This is a genomic window from Methylosinus sp. LW4 (assembly GCF_000379125.1).
GTDB lineage: Bacteria > Pseudomonadota > Alphaproteobacteria > Rhizobiales > Beijerinckiaceae > Methylosinus.
The window spans coordinates 1,018,606-1,036,371 of sequence record NZ_KB900626.1; the positions used below are offsets into that span (position 1 = coordinate 1,018,606).

General features: G+C 62.7%; 20 protein-coding genes and 1 tRNA gene. 10 read left to right on the forward strand and 11 right to left on the reverse strand.

Features of this window, described 5'->3' with window-relative positions; translation table 11 throughout:
* Positions 1 to 8 precede the first annotated feature (8 nt).
* Complete coding sequence (gene sciP / locus METLW4_RS0105140; RefSeq protein ID WP_018265135.1) at positions 9 to 308, forward strand: CtrA inhibitor SciP; 300 nt, start codon at positions 9 to 11, stop codon at positions 306 to 308.
* A gap of 4 nt (positions 309 to 312) precedes the next feature.
* Here sciP and METLW4_RS0105145 read toward each other — a convergent pair whose 3' ends face one another.
* From METLW4_RS0105145 to erpA, 7 genes are all read right to left on the reverse strand, one after another.
* The gene (locus METLW4_RS0105145) at positions 313 to 639 is read right to left on the reverse strand and encodes a polyhydroxyalkanoic acid system family protein (RefSeq protein ID WP_018265136.1); all 327 of its coding nucleotides are present in this window, start codon (positions 637 to 639) and stop codon (positions 313 to 315) included.
* Between the two features lie 221 nt (positions 640 to 860).
* Entirely contained in the window at positions 861 to 1,388 is a 528-nt protein-coding gene (locus METLW4_RS27645) for a hypothetical protein (protein WP_157234908.1), read from the reverse strand.
* A complete protein-coding gene (locus METLW4_RS26305) occupies positions 1,372 to 2,778 on the reverse strand; it encodes an HD domain-containing protein (RefSeq protein WP_157234910.1) in 1,407 nt (468 codons plus the stop codon). Before METLW4_RS26305 ends, METLW4_RS27645 begins: the two co-directional genes overlap by 17 nt.
* Positions 2,779 to 2,962: 184 nt before the next feature.
* Positions 2,963 to 3,181, reverse strand: a complete 219-nt coding sequence (locus METLW4_RS0105155) for a hypothetical protein (protein ID WP_018265139.1) — start codon at positions 3,179 to 3,181, stop codon at positions 2,963 to 2,965.
* A 239-nt stretch (positions 3,182 to 3,420) separates the two neighbouring features.
* A tRNA-Asn gene (locus tag METLW4_RS0105160) sits at positions 3,421 to 3,496 on the reverse strand.
* 90 nt (positions 3,497 to 3,586) lie between these two features.
* The gene (locus tag METLW4_RS0105165) at positions 3,587 to 4,483 is read right to left on the reverse strand and encodes a sugar kinase (RefSeq protein ID WP_018265140.1); all 897 of its coding nucleotides are present in this window, start codon (positions 4,481 to 4,483) and stop codon (positions 3,587 to 3,589) included.
* A 39-nt stretch (positions 4,484 to 4,522) separates the two neighbouring features.
* Complete coding sequence (gene erpA, locus METLW4_RS0105170) at positions 4,523 to 4,867, reverse strand: iron-sulfur cluster insertion protein ErpA (protein WP_018265141.1); 345 nt, start codon at positions 4,865 to 4,867, stop codon at positions 4,523 to 4,525.
* Positions 4,868 to 4,995: 128 nt separating this feature from the next.
* On the opposite strand from erpA, the gene METLW4_RS0105180 reads away from it, so the two are divergent.
* Together METLW4_RS0105180 and METLW4_RS0105185 are read left to right on the forward strand one after the other, a co-directional pair.
* Positions 4,996 to 6,189 (forward strand): deoxyguanosinetriphosphate triphosphohydrolase, encoded by a 1,194-nt coding sequence (locus METLW4_RS0105180; RefSeq protein WP_018265143.1) that lies wholly within the window; start codon positions 4,996 to 4,998, stop codon positions 6,187 to 6,189.
* Positions 6,190 to 6,260: 71 nt separating this feature from the next.
* Entirely contained in the window at positions 6,261 to 6,482 is a 222-nt protein-coding gene (locus METLW4_RS0105185; RefSeq protein ID WP_018265144.1) for a hypothetical protein, read from the forward strand.
* 38 nt (positions 6,483 to 6,520) lie between these two features.
* Here METLW4_RS0105185 and METLW4_RS0105190 read toward each other — a convergent pair whose 3' ends face one another.
* From METLW4_RS0105190 to METLW4_RS0105205, 4 genes are read right to left on the reverse strand one after another with little or no spacing between them, the layout of a single operon-like run.
* Positions 6,521 to 6,769, reverse strand: a complete 249-nt coding sequence (locus METLW4_RS0105190) for a hypothetical protein (RefSeq protein ID WP_018265145.1) — start codon at positions 6,767 to 6,769, stop codon at positions 6,521 to 6,523.
* Between the two features lie 9 nt (positions 6,770 to 6,778).
* Positions 6,779 to 7,180 (reverse strand): cytochrome c, encoded by a 402-nt coding sequence (locus METLW4_RS0105195; protein WP_018265146.1) that lies wholly within the window; start codon positions 7,178 to 7,180, stop codon positions 6,779 to 6,781.
* A gap of 12 nt (positions 7,181 to 7,192) precedes the next feature.
* Positions 7,193 to 8,266: a metallophosphoesterase family protein gene (locus METLW4_RS0105200; protein WP_018265147.1), complete on the reverse strand. Its 1,074-nt coding sequence runs from the start codon at positions 8,264 to 8,266 to the stop codon at positions 7,193 to 7,195.
* 40 nt (positions 8,267 to 8,306) lie between these two features.
* Positions 8,307 to 9,443 carry a cytochrome-c peroxidase gene (locus METLW4_RS0105205; RefSeq protein ID WP_018265148.1) on the reverse strand — a complete coding sequence of 379 codons (1,137 nt, stop codon included), beginning with the start codon at positions 9,441 to 9,443 and terminating at the stop codon, positions 8,307 to 8,309.
* Between the two features lie 386 nt (positions 9,444 to 9,829).
* Here METLW4_RS0105205 and METLW4_RS0105210 point away from each other — a divergent pair, with 386 nt between their 5' ends.
* The 7 genes from METLW4_RS0105210 to METLW4_RS0105240 all read left to right on the forward strand — a co-directional run bounded on the left by METLW4_RS0105210 (position 9,830) and on the right by METLW4_RS0105240 (position 17,764).
* Complete coding sequence (locus METLW4_RS0105210) at positions 9,830 to 10,894, forward strand: cytochrome-c peroxidase (protein WP_018265149.1); 1,065 nt, start codon at positions 9,830 to 9,832, stop codon at positions 10,892 to 10,894.
* Positions 10,895 to 11,019: 125 nt separating this feature from the next.
* The gene (gene acpA, locus METLW4_RS0105215) at positions 11,020 to 12,498 is read left to right on the forward strand and encodes an acid phosphatase (RefSeq protein WP_018265150.1); all 1,479 of its coding nucleotides are present in this window, start codon (positions 11,020 to 11,022) and stop codon (positions 12,496 to 12,498) included.
* A gap of 587 nt (positions 12,499 to 13,085) precedes the next feature.
* Positions 13,086 to 13,856: a bacterial ammonia monooxygenase, subunit AmoC gene (gene amoC / locus METLW4_RS0105220; RefSeq protein WP_018265151.1), complete on the forward strand. Its 771-nt coding sequence runs from the start codon at positions 13,086 to 13,088 to the stop codon at positions 13,854 to 13,856.
* Between the two features lie 253 nt (positions 13,857 to 14,109).
* Entirely contained in the window at positions 14,110 to 14,868 is a 759-nt protein-coding gene (gene amoA, locus METLW4_RS0105225) for a bacterial ammonia monooxygenase, subunit AmoA (protein WP_018265152.1), read from the forward strand.
* A 157-nt stretch (positions 14,869 to 15,025) separates the two neighbouring features.
* The gene (gene amoB / locus METLW4_RS0105230; RefSeq protein WP_018265153.1) at positions 15,026 to 16,321 is read left to right on the forward strand and encodes a bacterial ammonia monooxygenase, subunit AmoB; all 1,296 of its coding nucleotides are present in this window, start codon (positions 15,026 to 15,028) and stop codon (positions 16,319 to 16,321) included.
* Between the two features lie 388 nt (positions 16,322 to 16,709).
* Positions 16,710 to 17,324 carry a hypothetical protein gene (locus tag METLW4_RS0105235; protein WP_026191266.1) on the forward strand — a complete coding sequence of 205 codons (615 nt, stop codon included), beginning with the start codon at positions 16,710 to 16,712 and terminating at the stop codon, positions 17,322 to 17,324.
* A 74-nt stretch (positions 17,325 to 17,398) separates the two neighbouring features.
* Positions 17,399 to 17,764: a copper resistance CopC family protein gene (locus tag METLW4_RS0105240; RefSeq protein WP_018265155.1), complete on the forward strand. Its 366-nt coding sequence runs from the start codon at positions 17,399 to 17,401 to the stop codon at positions 17,762 to 17,764.
* Positions 17,765 to 17,766: the final 2 nt, after the last annotated feature.

Consider the following 17,766-nt stretch of genomic DNA (forward strand, 5'->3'; position numbering starts at 1 on the left):
GCGGCGCCATGATGACGCTTGATCCGACGACGTTCAGCCCCGGCGACGAGGCCGCAAATCGAATCGCCTATGCCTGTCTGCCGCCGCCCACGACACGCTGGGTGGTGCGTCGCAAGGCCGAAGTGGTGGCGGCGGTGCGCAGCGGCGTCGTCTCGCTCGACGATGTCTGCCGGCGCTATTCGCTGACGCGGGACGAGTTCGAGGCCTGGGCGAGCTCCATCGACAGCCATGGCGTCGACAGCTTGCGCACGACGCGGCTGCAATATTATCGCCGCCGCGCCGCGCGTCTCGCCGCCGGCAAGCGCTGAGCCGTCAGCCCTGCGGCTTGTGCTCGATCCGCAGCGCCTCGCCGGCGCGATGGGCGAGCGCGGTCTGAATCGGCCCCGCCAGAGCCGCCAGCAGCCAGGGCAGCCAGACCTCTATGCGCAGCGAATCGGCGAGCACGTCTATGCGCGCCTGCATATTGTGGCCGAAGGCGCCGACCTTCAGATCGGCGGCGTTCCCGGTCCAGACGACCTCGGAATGGGCGAGCTTGTCCACATAGTCCCGCCGCAGCTGTTCGAGCCCGGCGGCGACGCGCGCCCGCGCCGTCTCGACGCCGAGATCATGGCTCACGGTGATGACGATGGATTTTTGCATAGCGAGGCTCCCGTGCCGCCAATCTAGGCGCCGAGAGACGGATTTCACAGGGGCGGGACGATTGCCGGCTTCCCGAGTAGGATTCGATTAATTACCTAAGTATTTGAAATAAATATAAGTCAGCAGTCCTATAGCAACAATATATCAACATCGATCTAGAATGCACGGCCGCGACCCGCGGCATCAATACCGCCGCCGCGAGCCTCCGACACGAAACGCAATCAAGAAAGGTCTGGAAGGGGTAGGGGCGTGTGGATGCGGCGTAAGCTGGCATAGAGTGTCTTTGCGCGTTCCAGCCTGTCCTTAGCCTTTTCTGGTTTGCGTCGTTCAGTCTCGCCCCACGGATCGACCTCGCCCACGGAGAATAGGAACGCGGCCGTTGCGGCAAGCTCAAGTTCGATGGGATCAGCACTTGCTGCTTTTTGTACAAGTTCGATCCTACCGGGGAGCGCCTCGCCTGAACTAGCCAACTCGGTTGTGAAAATTGAATAGAAGCCACCCCAGCTAGTTGGGTGCTCCTCCTCTTTAGCAATTCCAAGTCGATTCGCGGACCGAATAGCAGATGTCAAGTCTTCGCAGTAAGGACCATAGTGGCGATATTCGAAGTGAAACCCCGTGCCAACTCCGCTTAGCTCCAACAGATAAGCAATCTTCTGAAGACGGGTTCGGCCAACAACACGACCTCCAGCGTCGCGAATAATCTCGGCTGCCCTCTGCGCCGGATGTCCGAGCTTATTTACCTGCGGCATTTTTGATCTCTCCCCGGATCAGATCCTTGACCAAATCCCGCGCCTCACCGTCCTCGGCTGCCGCATAGACTCTGAAAAGCCGAAATGGTTCAATTCCTCGCACGATACGAGATCGCTCCCCCAAATCGACCAGTCGATCGTCTGCAGTACGAATCCGGATTTGGTTCAATGGTCCTTTTGATTCTTGAAGCTTCTTGTAGGGCTCGCGCTCGGCGCGATCCACCAAAATTCTCGGGAGGTCACACCCGTTTGCGCACACCCATTCCGAAATTTTTTCTTCCACTCGATCCGACAATTGGTCGAGAAGGCAAGCTTCCTTCTCCAATCGTTCGGCTCCTAGCGCGTTTGCAATTTGCTCGCGAACATTCAACGATTTGTAAAATTTCCGATCGCGGAGCCGTCTGGCTAAGTTTCCTAGGGCCGCATCGGGCGCATCAGCAAACAATGGCAAAGCACCCCATACGACTGTATCGTCGAGCGAAAGCACGCATTCGATATCATTTGGGTTTCGGATAAATCTAACGAGCGGATGATTTTCGGGCAACCCTGTTCGGAGGTGCTCACCTTCTAAAAGCAGCTCAAAAGCCCGGAGAAGCAGCTCCGTGAACAGTTTCTCGGCTCCCCTGGTTGCTTTATGGAAATAGACTGTTGGATACAATTGAAATAAGCCAACGACGTAGGCCTCCGCAGCAAACACGGCCTTCGGTCCAAGCACAAAGGTTTCAATTTTGCCTAATTCTTGCTCATCTACTCCGTAGGGAACCTCTCCAATTTCAATGTTTGCAATGAGCCACTCGAAGTCTATTGCCCCGTGCTGGGTCCCGGTCATGAGCCGATCCCTGCGCATGTAATCTAAACGGTCAGCATCGAACTGACTTGAAACGACCGCGCCGTAAAGGCTGCGGGGTCCCCCTTTCACGATTGCAGCAACGTCGTTGGCAAAACCGCTGCCTAGTTGATTTAATGCGTCGGCCACATCTCCATCCCGAATTAATGCGTCGCTGACGTGCTCATGATCAGCCATTTTCAGCTTAAGACGACGGCCTACATCCTCGAAAGCATGACTGAATGGACCGTGCCCCAGGTCGTGTACGAGTGCCGCGGCAACAGCCGCATCGGCCTGATAGGGTCGATATCTCGTGCTGCCCATGTGCGCTTCAATGATCTGCATCAGCCGACGCGCTATGTGAAAAACTCCTAGGCTATGCGCAAAACGCGAGTGCGTCGCCCCAGGATAGACGAGATCAGAAAAACCAAGTTGCTTTACACGCCTCAGGCGTTGAAAAGCTCGCGTTTGAACGACGTGCCAGAGGGCGTCGTGAAAATCATCCGCTGGAAATGCGATAAGGTTGTGGAGTGGGCAACGCACTCGCTGAGACTTGAACGGCACCTATAATCTTCCTTTCAATATGGCAGGTTACCCGATTCGGCTGCCTGCATGAAGATCATATTCCGCCGATAGCGTTGCAGTTTGGGAGGAACCCGAGGAGGGAGAGCAATCGCCGTCGCGCCCGGCGATAACCGGTGGGGCTGTCTCTCGAAGCGCTAGGGCATTCTATCGGCTGATATGTTCACTAATATCCGGTTGTTCCGAGCAGGGCGAACGCCCACCGGAATATTTTCTCGCCCCCTTTGCAAGCGCCGAGGCGCAGCGAACACAAGAACTCCATATCCTTGCGCATTTCGGCGCGCTCTTCCGGGGCTTGGCAATCGATTCCGAGCGTCATCTCAAATTTCTCGGCGAGCGCCTCGTGTACGGCTTCTCTGACATCGTCATTGGTCAACTCGGCCATTTCCTTCCCCTATTCGGCGACAGGGCGCCCACGGCAAAACCGCCCACGGCGTCAACCCGCTAGGCCACAATCTCGTAATGTCGCCCCATTATTCCGAGGAGGTAGACACTGCCGCCCGCGACCGCAAGCTGATCGCCGCAGCGGACCTATTCGGGAAGGGGAAGCGAGGAGAGCTGCAAAACGCGCCGGTAAATCTGTAAAACAGCGCGCGAGCGACGAAGGCAGCTAATTGATATTGCTGGCTCCCCGAGCAGGACTCGAACCTGCGACCCAGCGATTAACAGTCGCTTGCTCTACCGGCTGAGCTATCGGGGAACGGTGGCGGGCATATAGCAAGCTCTAAGCACTCTTGCCAAGCCCTGTTCGCCGCCTTTCTCGATTTCTTTCGCGTCGCCCACAAGCCATTCAATCGGCAGGCGGAAAAAGCGCGAGTGTCGCTACTATGTCATTCTGGGACGGCAGGCCCGCCTCATTGCCGAGGTGCTGAATCTTGTAGCCGGAAGCCGCGCGCGCGAAGCGGAAGTGCTCGCGCCAGGGCGCTTCCGGCCGCTGGAGATAGGACGCCATATAGGCGCCGTGGAACACATCGCCCGCGCCCGACGTATCGACGATGCGCTCCGCCGGCACGGGGAGAGAGGGCAGGCGCTGCACCTCGCCATTCTCGTCGTACCAGAGCATTCCGCGCTCGCCATTGGTGACGCCGCCGATGCGGCAGCCCTTGCTCTTCAAAAAGGCCAGCATGTCGGCCTCCGAGAGCGTCATCTGTTCGCAGAGCCGCTCGGCGACGATGGCGACGTCGATGAACTCCAGCAGATCGGTGATTCCCGGCCGCAGCGCACCGCCGTCCAGCGAGGTCAGCGCGCCCGATTCGCGGCAGGCGCGCGCGTAATGGAGAGCGGCGTCGGCGATATGCCCGTCGCTGTGCAGGGCGCGGACCCCGGTCAGATCGAGGCGCTGGAAGTCCTCGAGGAAATTATTGTCGCGGGCGCGCAGAATCGCCCGCTTGCCGTCCTTGGGCAGCACGAAGGACAGCGAGGAGCGGCGCACCCGGCGTGGATGCACGCGCAGCCCATAGGTCGCGGCCATGTCCATGAACATATGGCCGAGCCAGTCGGGCGCGAGCTGCGTCAGCAGCTCGACGCCGTCGCCGATCAGCTTGGAGCAGGCGAAGGCGGCGGTCACGGCGTTGCCGCCGAAGGAGACGGCGTAATCCTCCGCCACATCCTTCTCGTCGCCTTTGGGCATGACCTGCGTGCGCATGGTCACGTCGATATAGGAATGGCCGATAAATAGAGACTGCAAGCGAGGACTCCGACAAGAGGAGGCGGAGGAGGGGCGCGGTCAGACCGAGAAGCTGGAGCCGCAGCCGCAGGAGGCGGTCGCGTTGGGATTCTCGACGCGGAAGGACTGGCCCATCAGATCCTCGACATAATCGACGCGCGCGCCGGCGATATAGGCGGCGGAGATCGAATCGACGACGAGCCGCGCCCCGTCGCGCTCGACGACGATATCGTCGGCCTTGGGCTCGGTCTCGACCGTATAGGCGTATTGCAGGCCGGAGCAGCCGCCGCCGTCGACCGAAAGCCGCAGCGCCTTGGCTTCGGCCTCGCCGGCGAGAATGGCGTGAATGCGCTTGGCCGCGCGCTCGCTCATCTCGATCTTCGCAATCGTCGCCGTATCGGTCATTTGGGCGCGCCTTCCTCTTTTTTGGCTTTTGTCTCGCCGGCCTCGTCGCTTGCGCTCCCCGGGGCGGGCGGGATATGCGAAGCGAAAATATGGCCGCCCGCGTGACCTTGCAATGACAGGAGAGACGATTGGCGATCGAAGATCCCGGCGTCCGTGGCCGCGCCCCCTGCGCCAGCGACCCTTCGGCGTCGCGCGGGCGCCTCTTTCCCGAATCGGCCTCGCCGACGCGCAGCGAGTTCCAGCGCGACCGCGACCGAATCATTCATTCGACGGCCTTTCGCCGCCTCGCGCATAAGACGCAGGTCTTCGTGCCGCTGGACGGCGACCATTTCCGCACGCGGCTGACCCATACGATAGAGGTGGGGCAGATCGCCCGCGCGCTCGCCCGCGCTCTGGCGCTGGACGAGGACCTCGCCGAGGCGGTGGCGCTCGCCCATGACCTCGGCCATACGCCCTTCGGCCATGCCGGGGAGCATGCGCTGCAGCGCTGCATGGAGGCCTATGGCGGCTTCGATCACAACGCCCAGGCTTTGCGCGTCGTCACTCTGCTCGAGCGCCGCTACGCCCGCTACGACGGGCTGGACCTCACCTTCGAGACGCTGGAAGGCCTCGTCAAGCACAATGGCCCTTTGCGCGGCCCGCGCGCCAATCGCGCGCTCGCCCCCTATGTGGCGGAGTTCGACGCGCTGTTTCCGCTCGATCTGGACACATTCGCGGGGCCGGAGGCGCAGGCGGCCGCGCTCGCCGACGACATCGCCTATGACGCCCATGACATAGACGACGGGTTGCGCGCCGGCCTGTTCTCGCTCGAGGATATCGAGGCCGTCCCCTTCATCGGCGTGATGCTGGACGAGATTCGCGCCGTCTACGGCGCGCTGGAGCGCACGCGCGTCATTCACGAGCTCGGCCGGCGGGTCATCACCCGCTTCGTCGAGGACGCCATCATCCAATCGGAGAAGCGCCTGCGCCTCGTCGGAGCGAAGAGTGTGGAGGATGTCCGCCGCGCCGGCGTGGCGACGATCGCCTTCTCGCCGCCCATGGCCGAGGCGGATCGGTCGATCAAAGCCTTTCTCTTCCCCAAAATGTATCGGCACGAGAAGGTGGTCGGCGTCTGGGAGCGCGCCGAGCAGGTGATCTCGCGGCTTTTCCCGGTCTATTTCGACAATCCGGCGCAAATGCCGCCGGAATGGGCCGAGCTCGCCCGCGCCGAAGAGGGCGCCGCCCGCGCCCGCCATGTCGCCGATTACATCGCCGGAATGACCGACCGCTATGCGCTCGGCGAATATCGCAAGCTGTTCGGGGAGAAGATGTCGCTGGGCTGAGGGCGGACCGCAGCGCGCCTTGACGGAGCCCCTTGCGCGCCCGACCTCCTGGTTCTGACCCGGAGGCTCCCATGCTCGTCATCGAATTCGTCGGCGTCGCTCCAGAGGGAATGACCGCGCAGGTCATCGATCGGATGAACACCGACATCAGCGACGTGCGCAAGGCGGTCACTCACGCCAAGTCGCTGTTCTCGAATGTGATCGTCCAGCGCAAGCATAAGCCGCTGCCGCATGGATTCCGCATATTGGACGGCGACGGGCGCGAGGTCGCGAGCTGGAGCATCGACGAGTGAGCGTCGTCACGCCCCGAACCATTCAGCGCAGCGCGTGATCAGTCGACATTGCAGCGGATCGGGGCCGGCGGTTGCGCCGCGCCGATCTCCTGCGCCGCGGCGAGGGCCAGCGGGCAATTGGCGCAATCGTGACCGGCGCAGCCCGCGCAAGGGGAGGGCGCGGCCGTCGCCTGAGCCGGGGCGGCGCCCGCCAAATTCTGCGCATCGGCGCCGGGCTGGTCGCTCGCGGCGGCCCAGGCGGAGCCGGCGATCAGCAGAGCGGGCAGGGCGAGAGCAAATTTTCGCATGGCGAACTCCTAGTGCTGGCCGGGCGCGAGTTTCACGCCGCGCCGCTCGAAAGTAATGTAGGAGACGAGCGCCGTCATGCGCGGATCGTCGGGCGCGAGATTGGCGCCTTGCAGCGGATTGCGAATGCACCAATTCGCCATTTCGAAAAGCTGCGCGACCTTGCCGAGCTGCTTCTGGAACTTGGGATAGGTCTCTGGGTGCGTGTTGGCGGCGTTGGGGTGGCATTGCGCGCAGGCGACGCCATTGGTCCCGAGCGCGCCGCTCGTCCATAATTCGCGGCCCTTGGCGGCCACCTGCTCGAATTCCTTTTGATAGCGCTCGACGTCGGTCTTGGTGAATTCATCGGCGCGCGCGGTCGTCGCGCCGAAGGCGGCGAGGCTGAAAGCGAGGAGCAAGGTCGAGCGAAGCATGACGAACTCCGATCAATAATGAGTTTGCGGCAGACGGCGCTGCGTCGGCTCCTGATAGGCGATATCGACCGGATGCCCGGCCTTGTGGTCGAAGGCGACGGTGCGCTGGTCATTGTCCCAGAGCTGATAGCGCGCGGTGACGCGGCCCGAGCCTATGTCGATCAGCTGCCAGCCGGTGGCGTCGCGCTCGAAGAAAGGATCGGCGCGATTCATCGGAATGGTGAGCACGGGCAGATGGCTCTCGGCCTGCGCATAGCTCTGCGGATAGGGCCAGGGCCAGGCGGTGGCCATCACCGAATTGAAGCTGATGTTGCCGATCTGATTATATTGGATCTGATGGACATGGCCGTAGATGACGTTCACGCTGTCGAAAGGCGCGAGCAGCGCCTGCACATCCTCGGCGTCGTCGGTCCAGAAATTCCAGCCCTTGTAGATCTTCTGCAGCGGCGAATGGGAGAAGACGACGATCGGCGTTTTCTTGTCCAGCTTGGCGAGATCATTGGCGAGCCATTTGCGCTGCTTGTCGCCGACCATGAAGGGCGAGCCGTTCGGATTGTCGAGCCCCGCCATTTCCAGCATGCGCTGCTCGGCTGTCGGCCAGCGATGGAAGGTCCATTGCTCGCTCGTCAAAATCGAGTTCAGCACGATGAAATGCACGCCCTTATGGTCGAAGCTGTAATAATGCGGGCCGTAGAGCTTGCTCCAATAATCGCCGAGATCGAGATAATAATCGTGCTCGCCCATGACGGCGTGCAGCTTGCCTTTCAGCTTGGAGAGAATCTCGGCGCCGTGGTCCAGCTCCTCGCGCTTGCCGAGCTGGGCGAGATCGCCGCCGAAGATGACGAAATCCGATTCCGGCTTCACCAGATTGGCCTCGGCGACGGCGCGCTTCAGCCCCTGATCCCAATTGCGCACGAAGCTCGCGCCCTTGATCTGCTGAATATGCGCGTCGGAAATATAGGTGAAGGTGAAATCCTCGCGCTCCCCGCCGAAGGCGAGCGTGACCATGCTGATCGGCAGAGTGGTCAGCGCCGCGCCGGCGCCGGCTCCCGCCAGCACGCTGCGCCTGGTGACGAATTCGCTCATCTGCTCCGCTCCCTTGTCGTGACCGCGTGGCGCGGCGCGCTCATCTCGTTTTGGCGCCGAAATAGGCCGGCGTGGTGAGCGTTTCCATGAAGGCGACGAGATCGTCCATCTGCTGCTCGGAGAGATTGAGAGGACGAATGCCGCCGGAGAGATAGTCGTTGACCTGGGCTGGATCGCCCTCGCTGCGTCCGCCATTATTGTAGTGCTTGACGACATCCTTCAGAGTCTTCAGCGAGCCGTCGTGCATATAGGGCGCTGTCACCGCGACATTGCGCAGGGTGGGCGTCTTGAAGGCGCCGATCACGTCGAATTGATCGGTGACGGCGAAGCGACCGAGCTCGGAGGTTTTGGGATCGGTCAGCACGGCCTTGTCCACGTCCGCGCCTTTCGCCTTGGCGTTAAGGAATTCGGCGGAGAGTCGAGGCACGTCGAATTGCGCCCGATTGATGCCGACGCCGATATTGTGGAAGCGATTATCGGTGAACAGCGCCTGAGTCTGCTCGATCACATGGCAGGAGACGCAGCGGCCCTGGCCGACGAACACCTCGAAGCCGCGCTTGGCGGCCTCCGATATCGCATTCTCCTCATTGCCGAAGCGCCAGCGGTCGAAAGGCGAATCGCCGGCGATGACTGTGCGCTCATAGGCGGCGATGGCCTTCTTCACCTCCTCCATCGTCACGCCGTCGCCGGTCTTGCCGAAGGCCTTTTTGAACAGCTCGACATAGAAGGGATCGGACCGCGCGATGAGCAGAATGGGCTCATGCGTCGGCAGGCCCATCTCGACCGGATTGAGGAAGGGATGCTGCGACTGATCCTCGAGCGTAGGCGAGCGGCCGTCCCAGAAAAAGGAGGTGAAATAGGCCGCGTTTATCACCGTCGGGGCGTTGCGCGTTCCGGTCTTCTTGCCGACGCCCTCGGATGTGCGCAGCGGGCTGTCGGTGAAGGCGTGATCGTCCTTGTGGCAGGTGGCGCAGGCGACCGCGCCGTCCGAGGAGAAGCGTAGATCGTGGAACAGGCGATTGCCCAGCGCGATCTTGTCCGCCGTCTGCGGATTGTCCTGCGGGATCGTCACCGGGGGAAGCCCCAGCGGCTCGGCGACGCCGACCCCCGCGAAACCGAGCCCCGAAAGACTGAGCATTGCCGCGAGCGTCGTCGCGGCGCGCTTGCGCACGGCCATGTCTTCCTCCCCGTCGCGCCTGTCGGATAGGAGCCGCTTCTTTTCTCGGCGCGATGGCCATGATCCTGCCCGGAATTTCTCTCATCGGCAAGGCGCCTCGCGCCCGAGCGCATGTTTTTGTCTTGGCCTTCGCCAGTAACATCGGCTGTGCGGCGCAACAAATATTGCCATAGCCGAGCGCAAGAAAATCATCTGAGCGCAGGTCGGCGTCATCAATTCGACATGACCGGAAAAATCGTCGAGCTATAGTTGCAATTACATGATTTCTCCCATTTTGGCGCATTATCGCCTTTGCCCGTGAGCCCAGCTTGTGGTAGGCGGGCGGCGGTTCGGGCCTCGGCTGTTCGCAGCGCAAGCTCGATCCCCATCGGAGGAGCCCTGGGAAAATGTCACGAGCATTCATCGCTGCGCTGAGCGCGCTGGCGCTGGTCCCTTTCGCCGCGGTCGCTGGCGATCTGCGGTCGGACGCCAACGCCGTTTTCAAGCCGATCACCCCGGCCGCGGCCACAAAGGCGGTCAAGAACAACGACGTCACACCTGCCAAGATCGAGCTCGGCAAGCAGCTGTTCTTCGATCCGCGCATTTCCTCGAGCCAGCTCATCAGCTGCAACTCGTGCCATAATCTGAGCCTCGGCGGCGTCGACGCCGGCTCGACCTCCATCGGCCATGGCTGGCAGAAGGGTCCGCGCCGCGCGCCGACCGTTCTCAACGCCGTGTTCAACGTCGCCCAGTTCTGGGACGGCCGCGCCGAGGATCTGAAGGCCCAGGCCAAGGGCCCGGTGCAGGCCGGCGTCGAGATGAACAACACGCCCGCCAATGTCGAGGCGACGCTGAACAGCATTCCGGCCTATGTCGCCTCCTTCCAGAAGGCCTTCCCCGGCGACAACAAGCCGGCGAGCTTCGACAATTTCGCCAAGGCGATCGAGGCCTTCGAATCGACTCTGGTGACGCCCAATTCGCGCCTCGACAAATTCCTCGGCGGCGACGAGGCGGCGCTGGACGCGACGCAGAAGAAGGGCCTGCGCCTCTTCCTCGACAAGGGCTGTGGCGGCTGCCACGACGGCGTGAACGCCGGCGGCGGCGGCTACACGCAGTTCGGCGCGGTGGAGAAGCCGGCGGCGGCCATTCTGCCGGAAGCTGACAAGGGCCGTTTCAACGTCACCAAGAGCCCGGCGGACGTCTTCTCCTTCCGCGTCGCGCCGCTGCGCAATGTGGCGCTGCGCGCTCCCTACTTCCACACCGGCCAGGTGTGGACTCTGGAGGAGGCGGTCAATGTCATGGCGAAATCGCAGCTCGGCCTCGAGCTGGCGCCGGACGAGACCACGGCCATAGTCGCCTTCCTCGGCGCGCTGACCGGCGATCAGCCCAAGGTCGAATATCCGGTCCTGCCGGGCCGCACCAATGCGACGCCTCAGCCGCAGCAGGAGCTCGCCGCGAAGCACGCTCACTGAGCCGCTTCTCGCCCGACATCGAAGAGCCTCCGCGCATCGCCGCGCGGAGGCTTTTTCTATGGCGCGCGGCATTCTACCTTCGCCCATCACGCCTTCGACGAGGCTATCGAGACTGGAGCCGCGCCATGGATCGCTCACGCGTTTGGACACAGGCACGCATTTCGACACGATCGCGAATTTTCGCCGGAGCGGCGCTCTTGCCGCTGCTCTTCGGCCTTTCCGGCCCCGCAACGGCGGAGGCGCGAAACCCTTTCGCCGCCATCGGCCATATCGTCGTGATCTACACGGAGAATCGCAGCTTCGATAATGTCTTCGGCCTCTATCCCGGCGCCGATGGACTCGGCATAGGCGCGGATCGTTTCGTCCAGGTCGATGTCGACGGCAGGCCTTTCGGCGAGCTGCCGCCGATCCGTGGCGAGAAGGGCGTCGACTCCCGCTTTCCCGCGGTTCTTCCCAATGCGCCTTTCGCGATCGACGCTTTTCTGCCCAATGCGGAGAAGACGCCCGATCTGACGCATGACTTCTTCCAGGAGAAGGAGCAGATCGACGGCGGCAAGATGGATCGCTTCGCCGCCGTTTCCGGCGCCGGCGGCCTGGTGATGGGCTATTACGACGGCCGCTCGCTGGCGCAATGGCGGCTCGCGCAGGAGTTCACGCTCGCCGATCATTTCTTCCACGGCTTCTTCGGCGGCTCCTTCGTCAATCACATGTTCCTCGTCTGCGCCTGCGCGCCGACCTTTCCTTCGGCGCCGCCGTCGCTGATCGCCGAGGCCGATGAGGCGACCGGCCTTCTGGCCCGTGCGCCGGATTCGCCGAAGAGCGCGCGCATCGGCCCGCCGCGCTACAAAAAGTCCGGGCCCGTGACCAGCGACGGCTTCGTGATCAGCACGATGCAGCCGCCGACCCCGCTCTCGCCGCTCGAATCCCCGTCGGGCGTCGGCCTGCCGCCGCAGACTCAGCCGACGATCGGCGATCGCCTTTCCGAGCAAGGCGTCTCATGGGCGTGGTACGCCGGCGGCTGGAACGATATGCGGGCCGGGCGCATCCGCCAGCGCGAGGCGCCGGAATATTTTCAGACGCATCACCAGCCCTTCCTCTATTTCGCCAATTTCGCGCCCGGAACGCCGGCGCGCGAGCAGCATTTGAAGGACGCCGACGATTTCTTCGCGGCGGCGGAGGCGGGGACGCTGCCCGCCGTGTCCTTCTACAAGCCGGTCGGCAAGTTCAACGAGCATCCCAATTACGCCGATCTGAAAACCGGCGACGCCCATCTCGCCGACGTCGTCGCGCGTCTGCGGCGCAGCCCCAATTGGAAAGACATGCTGGTCATCGTCACCGCCGACGAGAACGGCGGCGCCTGGGATCATGTCGCGCCGCCGCAGATCGACCGCTTCGGTCCCGGAACGCGCGTGCCGACGCTGATCCTCTCGCCCTTCGCGAAAAAGGGATTCGTCGACCACACGAGCTATGACACGTCGTCGATTCTGGCGACGATCGAGACGCGCTTCGGATTGGCGCCGCTCACCGCGCGCGACAAGGGCGCCGCGGACCTGCGCAATGCGTTGGACGCTGTGGCTTCCGAGCCGGCGAGAGCCGCCCGCTGACGGGCGCCGCGCCGCGGCTCAAGTCATTCTGTCACAGCCTGGACGGGGAGGGCCGTCTGAGGCTGTGGCGCCTGATCTATAGGCGTTGCTGAAATTTATAAGTGCTGAATTAAAAGGATTTATATGCGGATAGTGCGGCTCCGGCGACAACCGCCGCGGGTGGGAGCGCCCGAAAGTGCGGCGCCGCATAAACTACCTGATAGCGTGCTAGATACCATTCTATAGATTATTTTGACCCACCCTATTGGATATTGTCATTACGAGGCGGAACGGAAATGGTTGCGGCTCGCCGGACGAGGGCGTTTTGGATGTTTTGGCGCTGGGAGGCGCCGGGGGGCTGGGGCTTTCGTTTCGCGCGGCGGTTTCGAGAAAAATTCGTCTCCGAGCAAAGAAGAAGAACGCCGTCGGCGGGTCCTTTTGGAGGGGTCGTCAGGCGGTGAGAACGGGAGGTCGGGAGAGCGGCGCGCCGAGGGCGAGGCCGCGGCAACGACAATCAACCGTTGGAGACGAAGGCGCGTGCCGAGCAGGGAGGCGGGACGCGGCGAAATCGCTTCGAGAATCCCTGGGAGCACTTAGGAGGAATTGAGATGAGCGTAACGACAGAGACATCGGCCGGCGCAGCCGCCGGCTCAGATGCCATCGTGGACCTGAAGGGCATGTGGATCGGCGTTGCCGTCCTCAATGTTTTCTACCTCTTCATCCGCATCTATGAGCAGATCTTCGGCTGGCGCGCGGGCCTCGACTCGTTCGCTCCCGAGTTCCAGACCTATTGGCTGACGATGCTGTGGACGGAAATTCCGCTCGAGCTCGTGGCTGGTCTGGGCCTCGCCGGCTATCTGTGGAAGACCCGCGACCGCAATGTCGACGCGGTTTCTCCGCGTGAGGAGCTTCGCCGTCACGTCGTGCTGCTGCAGTGGCTGACGGTCTACTCGGTGGCCATCTACTGGGGCGCCAGCTTCTTCACGGAGCAGGACGGCACCTGGCATATGACCGTGATTCGCGACACGGACTTCACGCCGTCGCACATCATCGAGTTCTATCTCAGCTATCCGATCTACTCGATCTTCGGCGTCGGCTCGTTCTTCTACGCCAAGACCCGCATTCCGTTCTTCGCGCACGGCTATTCGCTGGCGTTCCTGATCGTGGCCATCGGCCCGTTCATGATCATCCCGAACGTCGGCCTGAACGAGTGGGGCCACACCTTCTGGTTCATGGAAGAGCTGTTCGTCGCTCCGCTGCATTGGGGCTTCGTGTTCTTCGGCTGGATGGCGCTGGGCGTGTTCGGCGTGGTCCTTCAGATCCTGGCCGGCGTGAAGCGCCTGCTGGGCAAGGACGGCGTTGCGGCGCTGATCGGCTGATCGCAGCCTGACACTCGGCCGCCCGCTCTGCGGACGGCCGCCTCCGGCGAATGAAATTTCCGAATGCTCTCGGAACGAAGGCTTCGTTCGGACGGCCGCGCAGCGGCGGTTCGGACGGGGTCTCGGGGAGCGGGGGAGAGGGCGGCCGCCGGGGACGCAAGCTTTAAGGACAATCCGGCGCGAGAGAGCCGGAGGCAGGTCTCGAGACGCCGGCGCGAAGACGCCGGGCGGACAGACACCAAGGAGAAGAGTGATGTCTACATCGAAGAGCGGGGGGGCTATCGGGCCTTTCCATTCTGTCGCGGAAGCGGCGGGATGCGTTAAGACCTCCGATTGGCTGATTCTGACGCTGCTGTTTCTGGCAGTGCTGGGCGGCTATCATATTCACTTCATGCTGACGGCCGGCGACTGGGACTTCTGGGTCGACTGGAAAGACCGTCGTATGTGGCCGACGGTCATCCCGATCCTGGGCGTGACCTTCGCGGCTGCGGCTCAGGCGTTCCTGTGGGAGAACTTCCGTCTCCCGTTCGGCGCGACCTTCGCGGTTCTGGGTCTGCTCATCGGCGAGTGGATCAACCGTTACGTGAACTTCTGGGGCTGGACCTATTTCCCGATCAGCCTGGTGTTCCCGTCCGCTCTGGTCGTTCCGGCTCTGTGGCTGGACATCATCCTGCTGCTGTCGGGCTCCTATGTGATCACGGCTGTGGTCGGCGCCCTGGGCTGGGGTCTGCTGTTCTACCCGAACAACTGGCCGGCGATCGCCGCCTTCCATCAGGCGACGGAGCAGCATGGTCAGCTGATGTCTCTGGCTGATCTGATCGGCCTCCACTTCGTCCGCACCTCGATGCCGGAATACATCCGCATGGTCGAGCGCGGCACGCTGCGCACCTTCGGTAAGGACGTCGTGCCGGTGGCCGCGTTCTTCTCGGGCTTCGTGTCGATGCTCGTGTACTTCCTGTGGTGGTTCGTCGGTAAGTGGTACTCCACCACGAAGGTGATCACCAAGATCTGATCTGCCGCAAGGCGACGGATCGCGATCCCTCACGCGAGGAGGGGCGGCTGCGAAGGGCTCCTTAGAAGAGAGCCCGGGAGAGCCGCTCCGGCAAGGACGACAGCGGACGATCGGCCCGACGGGCCGGTCCGCGAAGAGAAACTTGGGAGGTTGTTCCATGAAACTGTTGGAGAGAATGGCCGTGCTGGCGACGGGACGCGTCGCTCGGCTCTTCGGCCTGGGCATGGCGGCTGCGGTCGCTGCGACGATGGGCTCCGTCGCTCCGGCGTCGGCGCACGGCGAGAAGTCGCAGCAGGCGTTCCTGCGCATGCGCACGCTGAACTGGTATGACGTGAAGTGGTCGAAGACGTCTCTGAACGTCAACGAGTCGCTGGTGCTTTCGGGCAAGGTGCACGTGTTCTCGGCTTGGCCGCAGGCCGTGGCGAACCCGAAGTCGTCGTTCCTGAACGCCGGCGAGCCCGGCCCGGTTCTGGTTCGCACGGCTCAGTTCATCGGCGAGCAGTTCGCTCCGCGTTCGGTTTCGCTCGAGGTTGGCAAGGACTACGCCTTCTCGATCGAGCTGAAGGCGCGCCGCGCCGGCCGTTGGCACGTCCATGCGCAGATCAACGTCGAAGGCGGCGGCCCGATCATCGGACCCGGCCAGTGGATCGAGATCAAGGGCGACATGGCCGACTTCAAGGACCCGGTCACGCTGCTGGACGGCACGACCGTGGACCTCGAGACCTACGGCATCGACCGCATCTACGCCTGGCACTTCCCGTGGATGATCGCGGCTGCGGCCTGGATCCTCTACTGGTTCTTCAAGAAGGGCCTCATCGCTTCCTACCTGCGCGTCAGCGAAGGCAAGGAAGACGAGCAGATCGGTGACGACGACCGTCGCGTCGGCGCTATCGTTCTGGCGGTGACGATCCTCGCGACGATCATCGGCTACGCTGTCACCAACAGCACCTTCCCGCGCACGATCCCGCTTCAGGCCGGCTTGCAGAAGCCGCTGACGCCGATCACCGAGGAAGGCACTGTGGGCGTCGGCTCCAAGGTCGTCACGGCCGATCTCAAGGGCGGCGTCTACAAGGTGCCGGGCCGCGAGCTGACGGTTCAGGTGAAGATCACGAACAAGACGGACGAGCCGCTGAAGCTCGGCGAGTATACGGCGGCGGGTCTCCGCTTCCTGAACCCCGACGTGTTCACGACGAAGCCGGAGTTCCCCGACTATCTGCTGGCGGACCGTGGTCTGTCGACGGATCCGACGCCGATCGCGCCGGGTGAGACGAAGACGATCGAGATCAAGGTGCAGGACGCGCGTTGGGACATCGAGCGTCTCTCCGACCTCGCCTATGACACGGACAGCCAGATCGGCGGTCTGCTGTTCTTCTTCGGCCCGTCGGGCAAGCGCTACGCCACCGAAATCGGCGGCCCGGTCATTCCGAAGTTCGTCGCCGGCGACATGCCCTGATCGAACTCTCTGAAGGCTGAAAATACCGCCGGCCGGGCCTCGCGCCCGGCCGGCTTTCTTTTTGCGATCGGGGTAGATTCCGGGGCTCGCAGCAAGAACGCGGCAATTATATCGGACTGCGATATATGCGGCGTTTGGACGCAGGAGAAATTGTCGCGTCTGCGCCAGAACGCGCATAGAATTTATCCATAGAGTCTCACGCTGGCAGTGGTCCGCAGGAGCGCAGCTACGCCGCGGCCGATCGACGAAATAGCGATTTCAAATCGATTCCTTTTTGCACTAAGAAAAATCGGGACGAGCGAGGGCGAGGCGAGCTCGCTCTCTCGAAAGCTCGAAGAAAAAGCGCCGCGGCGACTGTGTGCGCGCGTGGTCGGGAGGAAGGAAGCCGATGATCGTTCGATCCGTGAGACCGTGCCTATTGGCGCTTGCGCTGCTCTTCGCGTCCTTTGCCGCTCCTCCGGCTCGCGCCGGCGGCGACGGCCCGGAAGCGATGGTCATGGACAATATGTGCATGGTCATGTTCGGCTATGACATGATCCACGTCACCGCCTATGAGGCGGAAGGCGCGCGCGAGCAATATTGCGACCATATTCCCTTCGTCGGCCGCGTCATCTTCACTTTCGACATCGCCAATCCCGATTTTCGAGATCTGCCGCTGGAGCTGCGCATCATTCGCGATCCGCTGACGCCGATTTCGGCCAATACGGATCTCGAGCCGCTCACCATCGTTCATCTGCCGGCGAAGCTCTATAAGACCGGCACCTTCAACTTCGAGCACAGATTCACTGAAAAGGGCCATTTCATCGGCTATGTGACGCTCACGCGAGCGAATGGCGAGAAAGAGACCCAGCAGTTCAAATTCATGGTCGGTCAGACGCTGTGGTCCTTCGTGCCGCAGGCGCTCGGCGCCGTGCTGATCGCGCTGATGGTCGGCGCCTATTGGCGTCACAGCCACCCCAAGCCGAAGACCGCCGAGCCTGCGGACGCGCTGAAGTCATCGTGACCGCCGCCCGTCTTGAACGGGTGCGGCCGACAGACCAGATCATGATCTGATAATAAATAAGCGGAGGAGCGACGATGAAGGTGAAGTTCGGAGCCGGCCTCGTGGCGGCGTTTCTATGCATGAGCGCCGGAGCGGCGCTCGCGCATTCCTTTCTGGTCGACGCCTCTCCGTCGGCCAAGGATCATGTCGCCGCCTCGCCCAAATTCGTGAAGCTGCGCTTCGGCGGCGGCGTGGAGGCGGCCTATTCGACGATCTCCATCGTCGGCGCCGATGGCAAGACCATCGTCGAAGGCGCCAAGGGCGCGCCCGACAAGCCGCGCGAGCTGACGCTCGACGCGCCGGATCTCGCGGCGGGCAAATATGTCGTGAAATATCGCGTTCTCTCCTCGGATGGCCACATCGTCGAGGGGAAATACGAGTTCACGGTGGACGCTCACTAAGT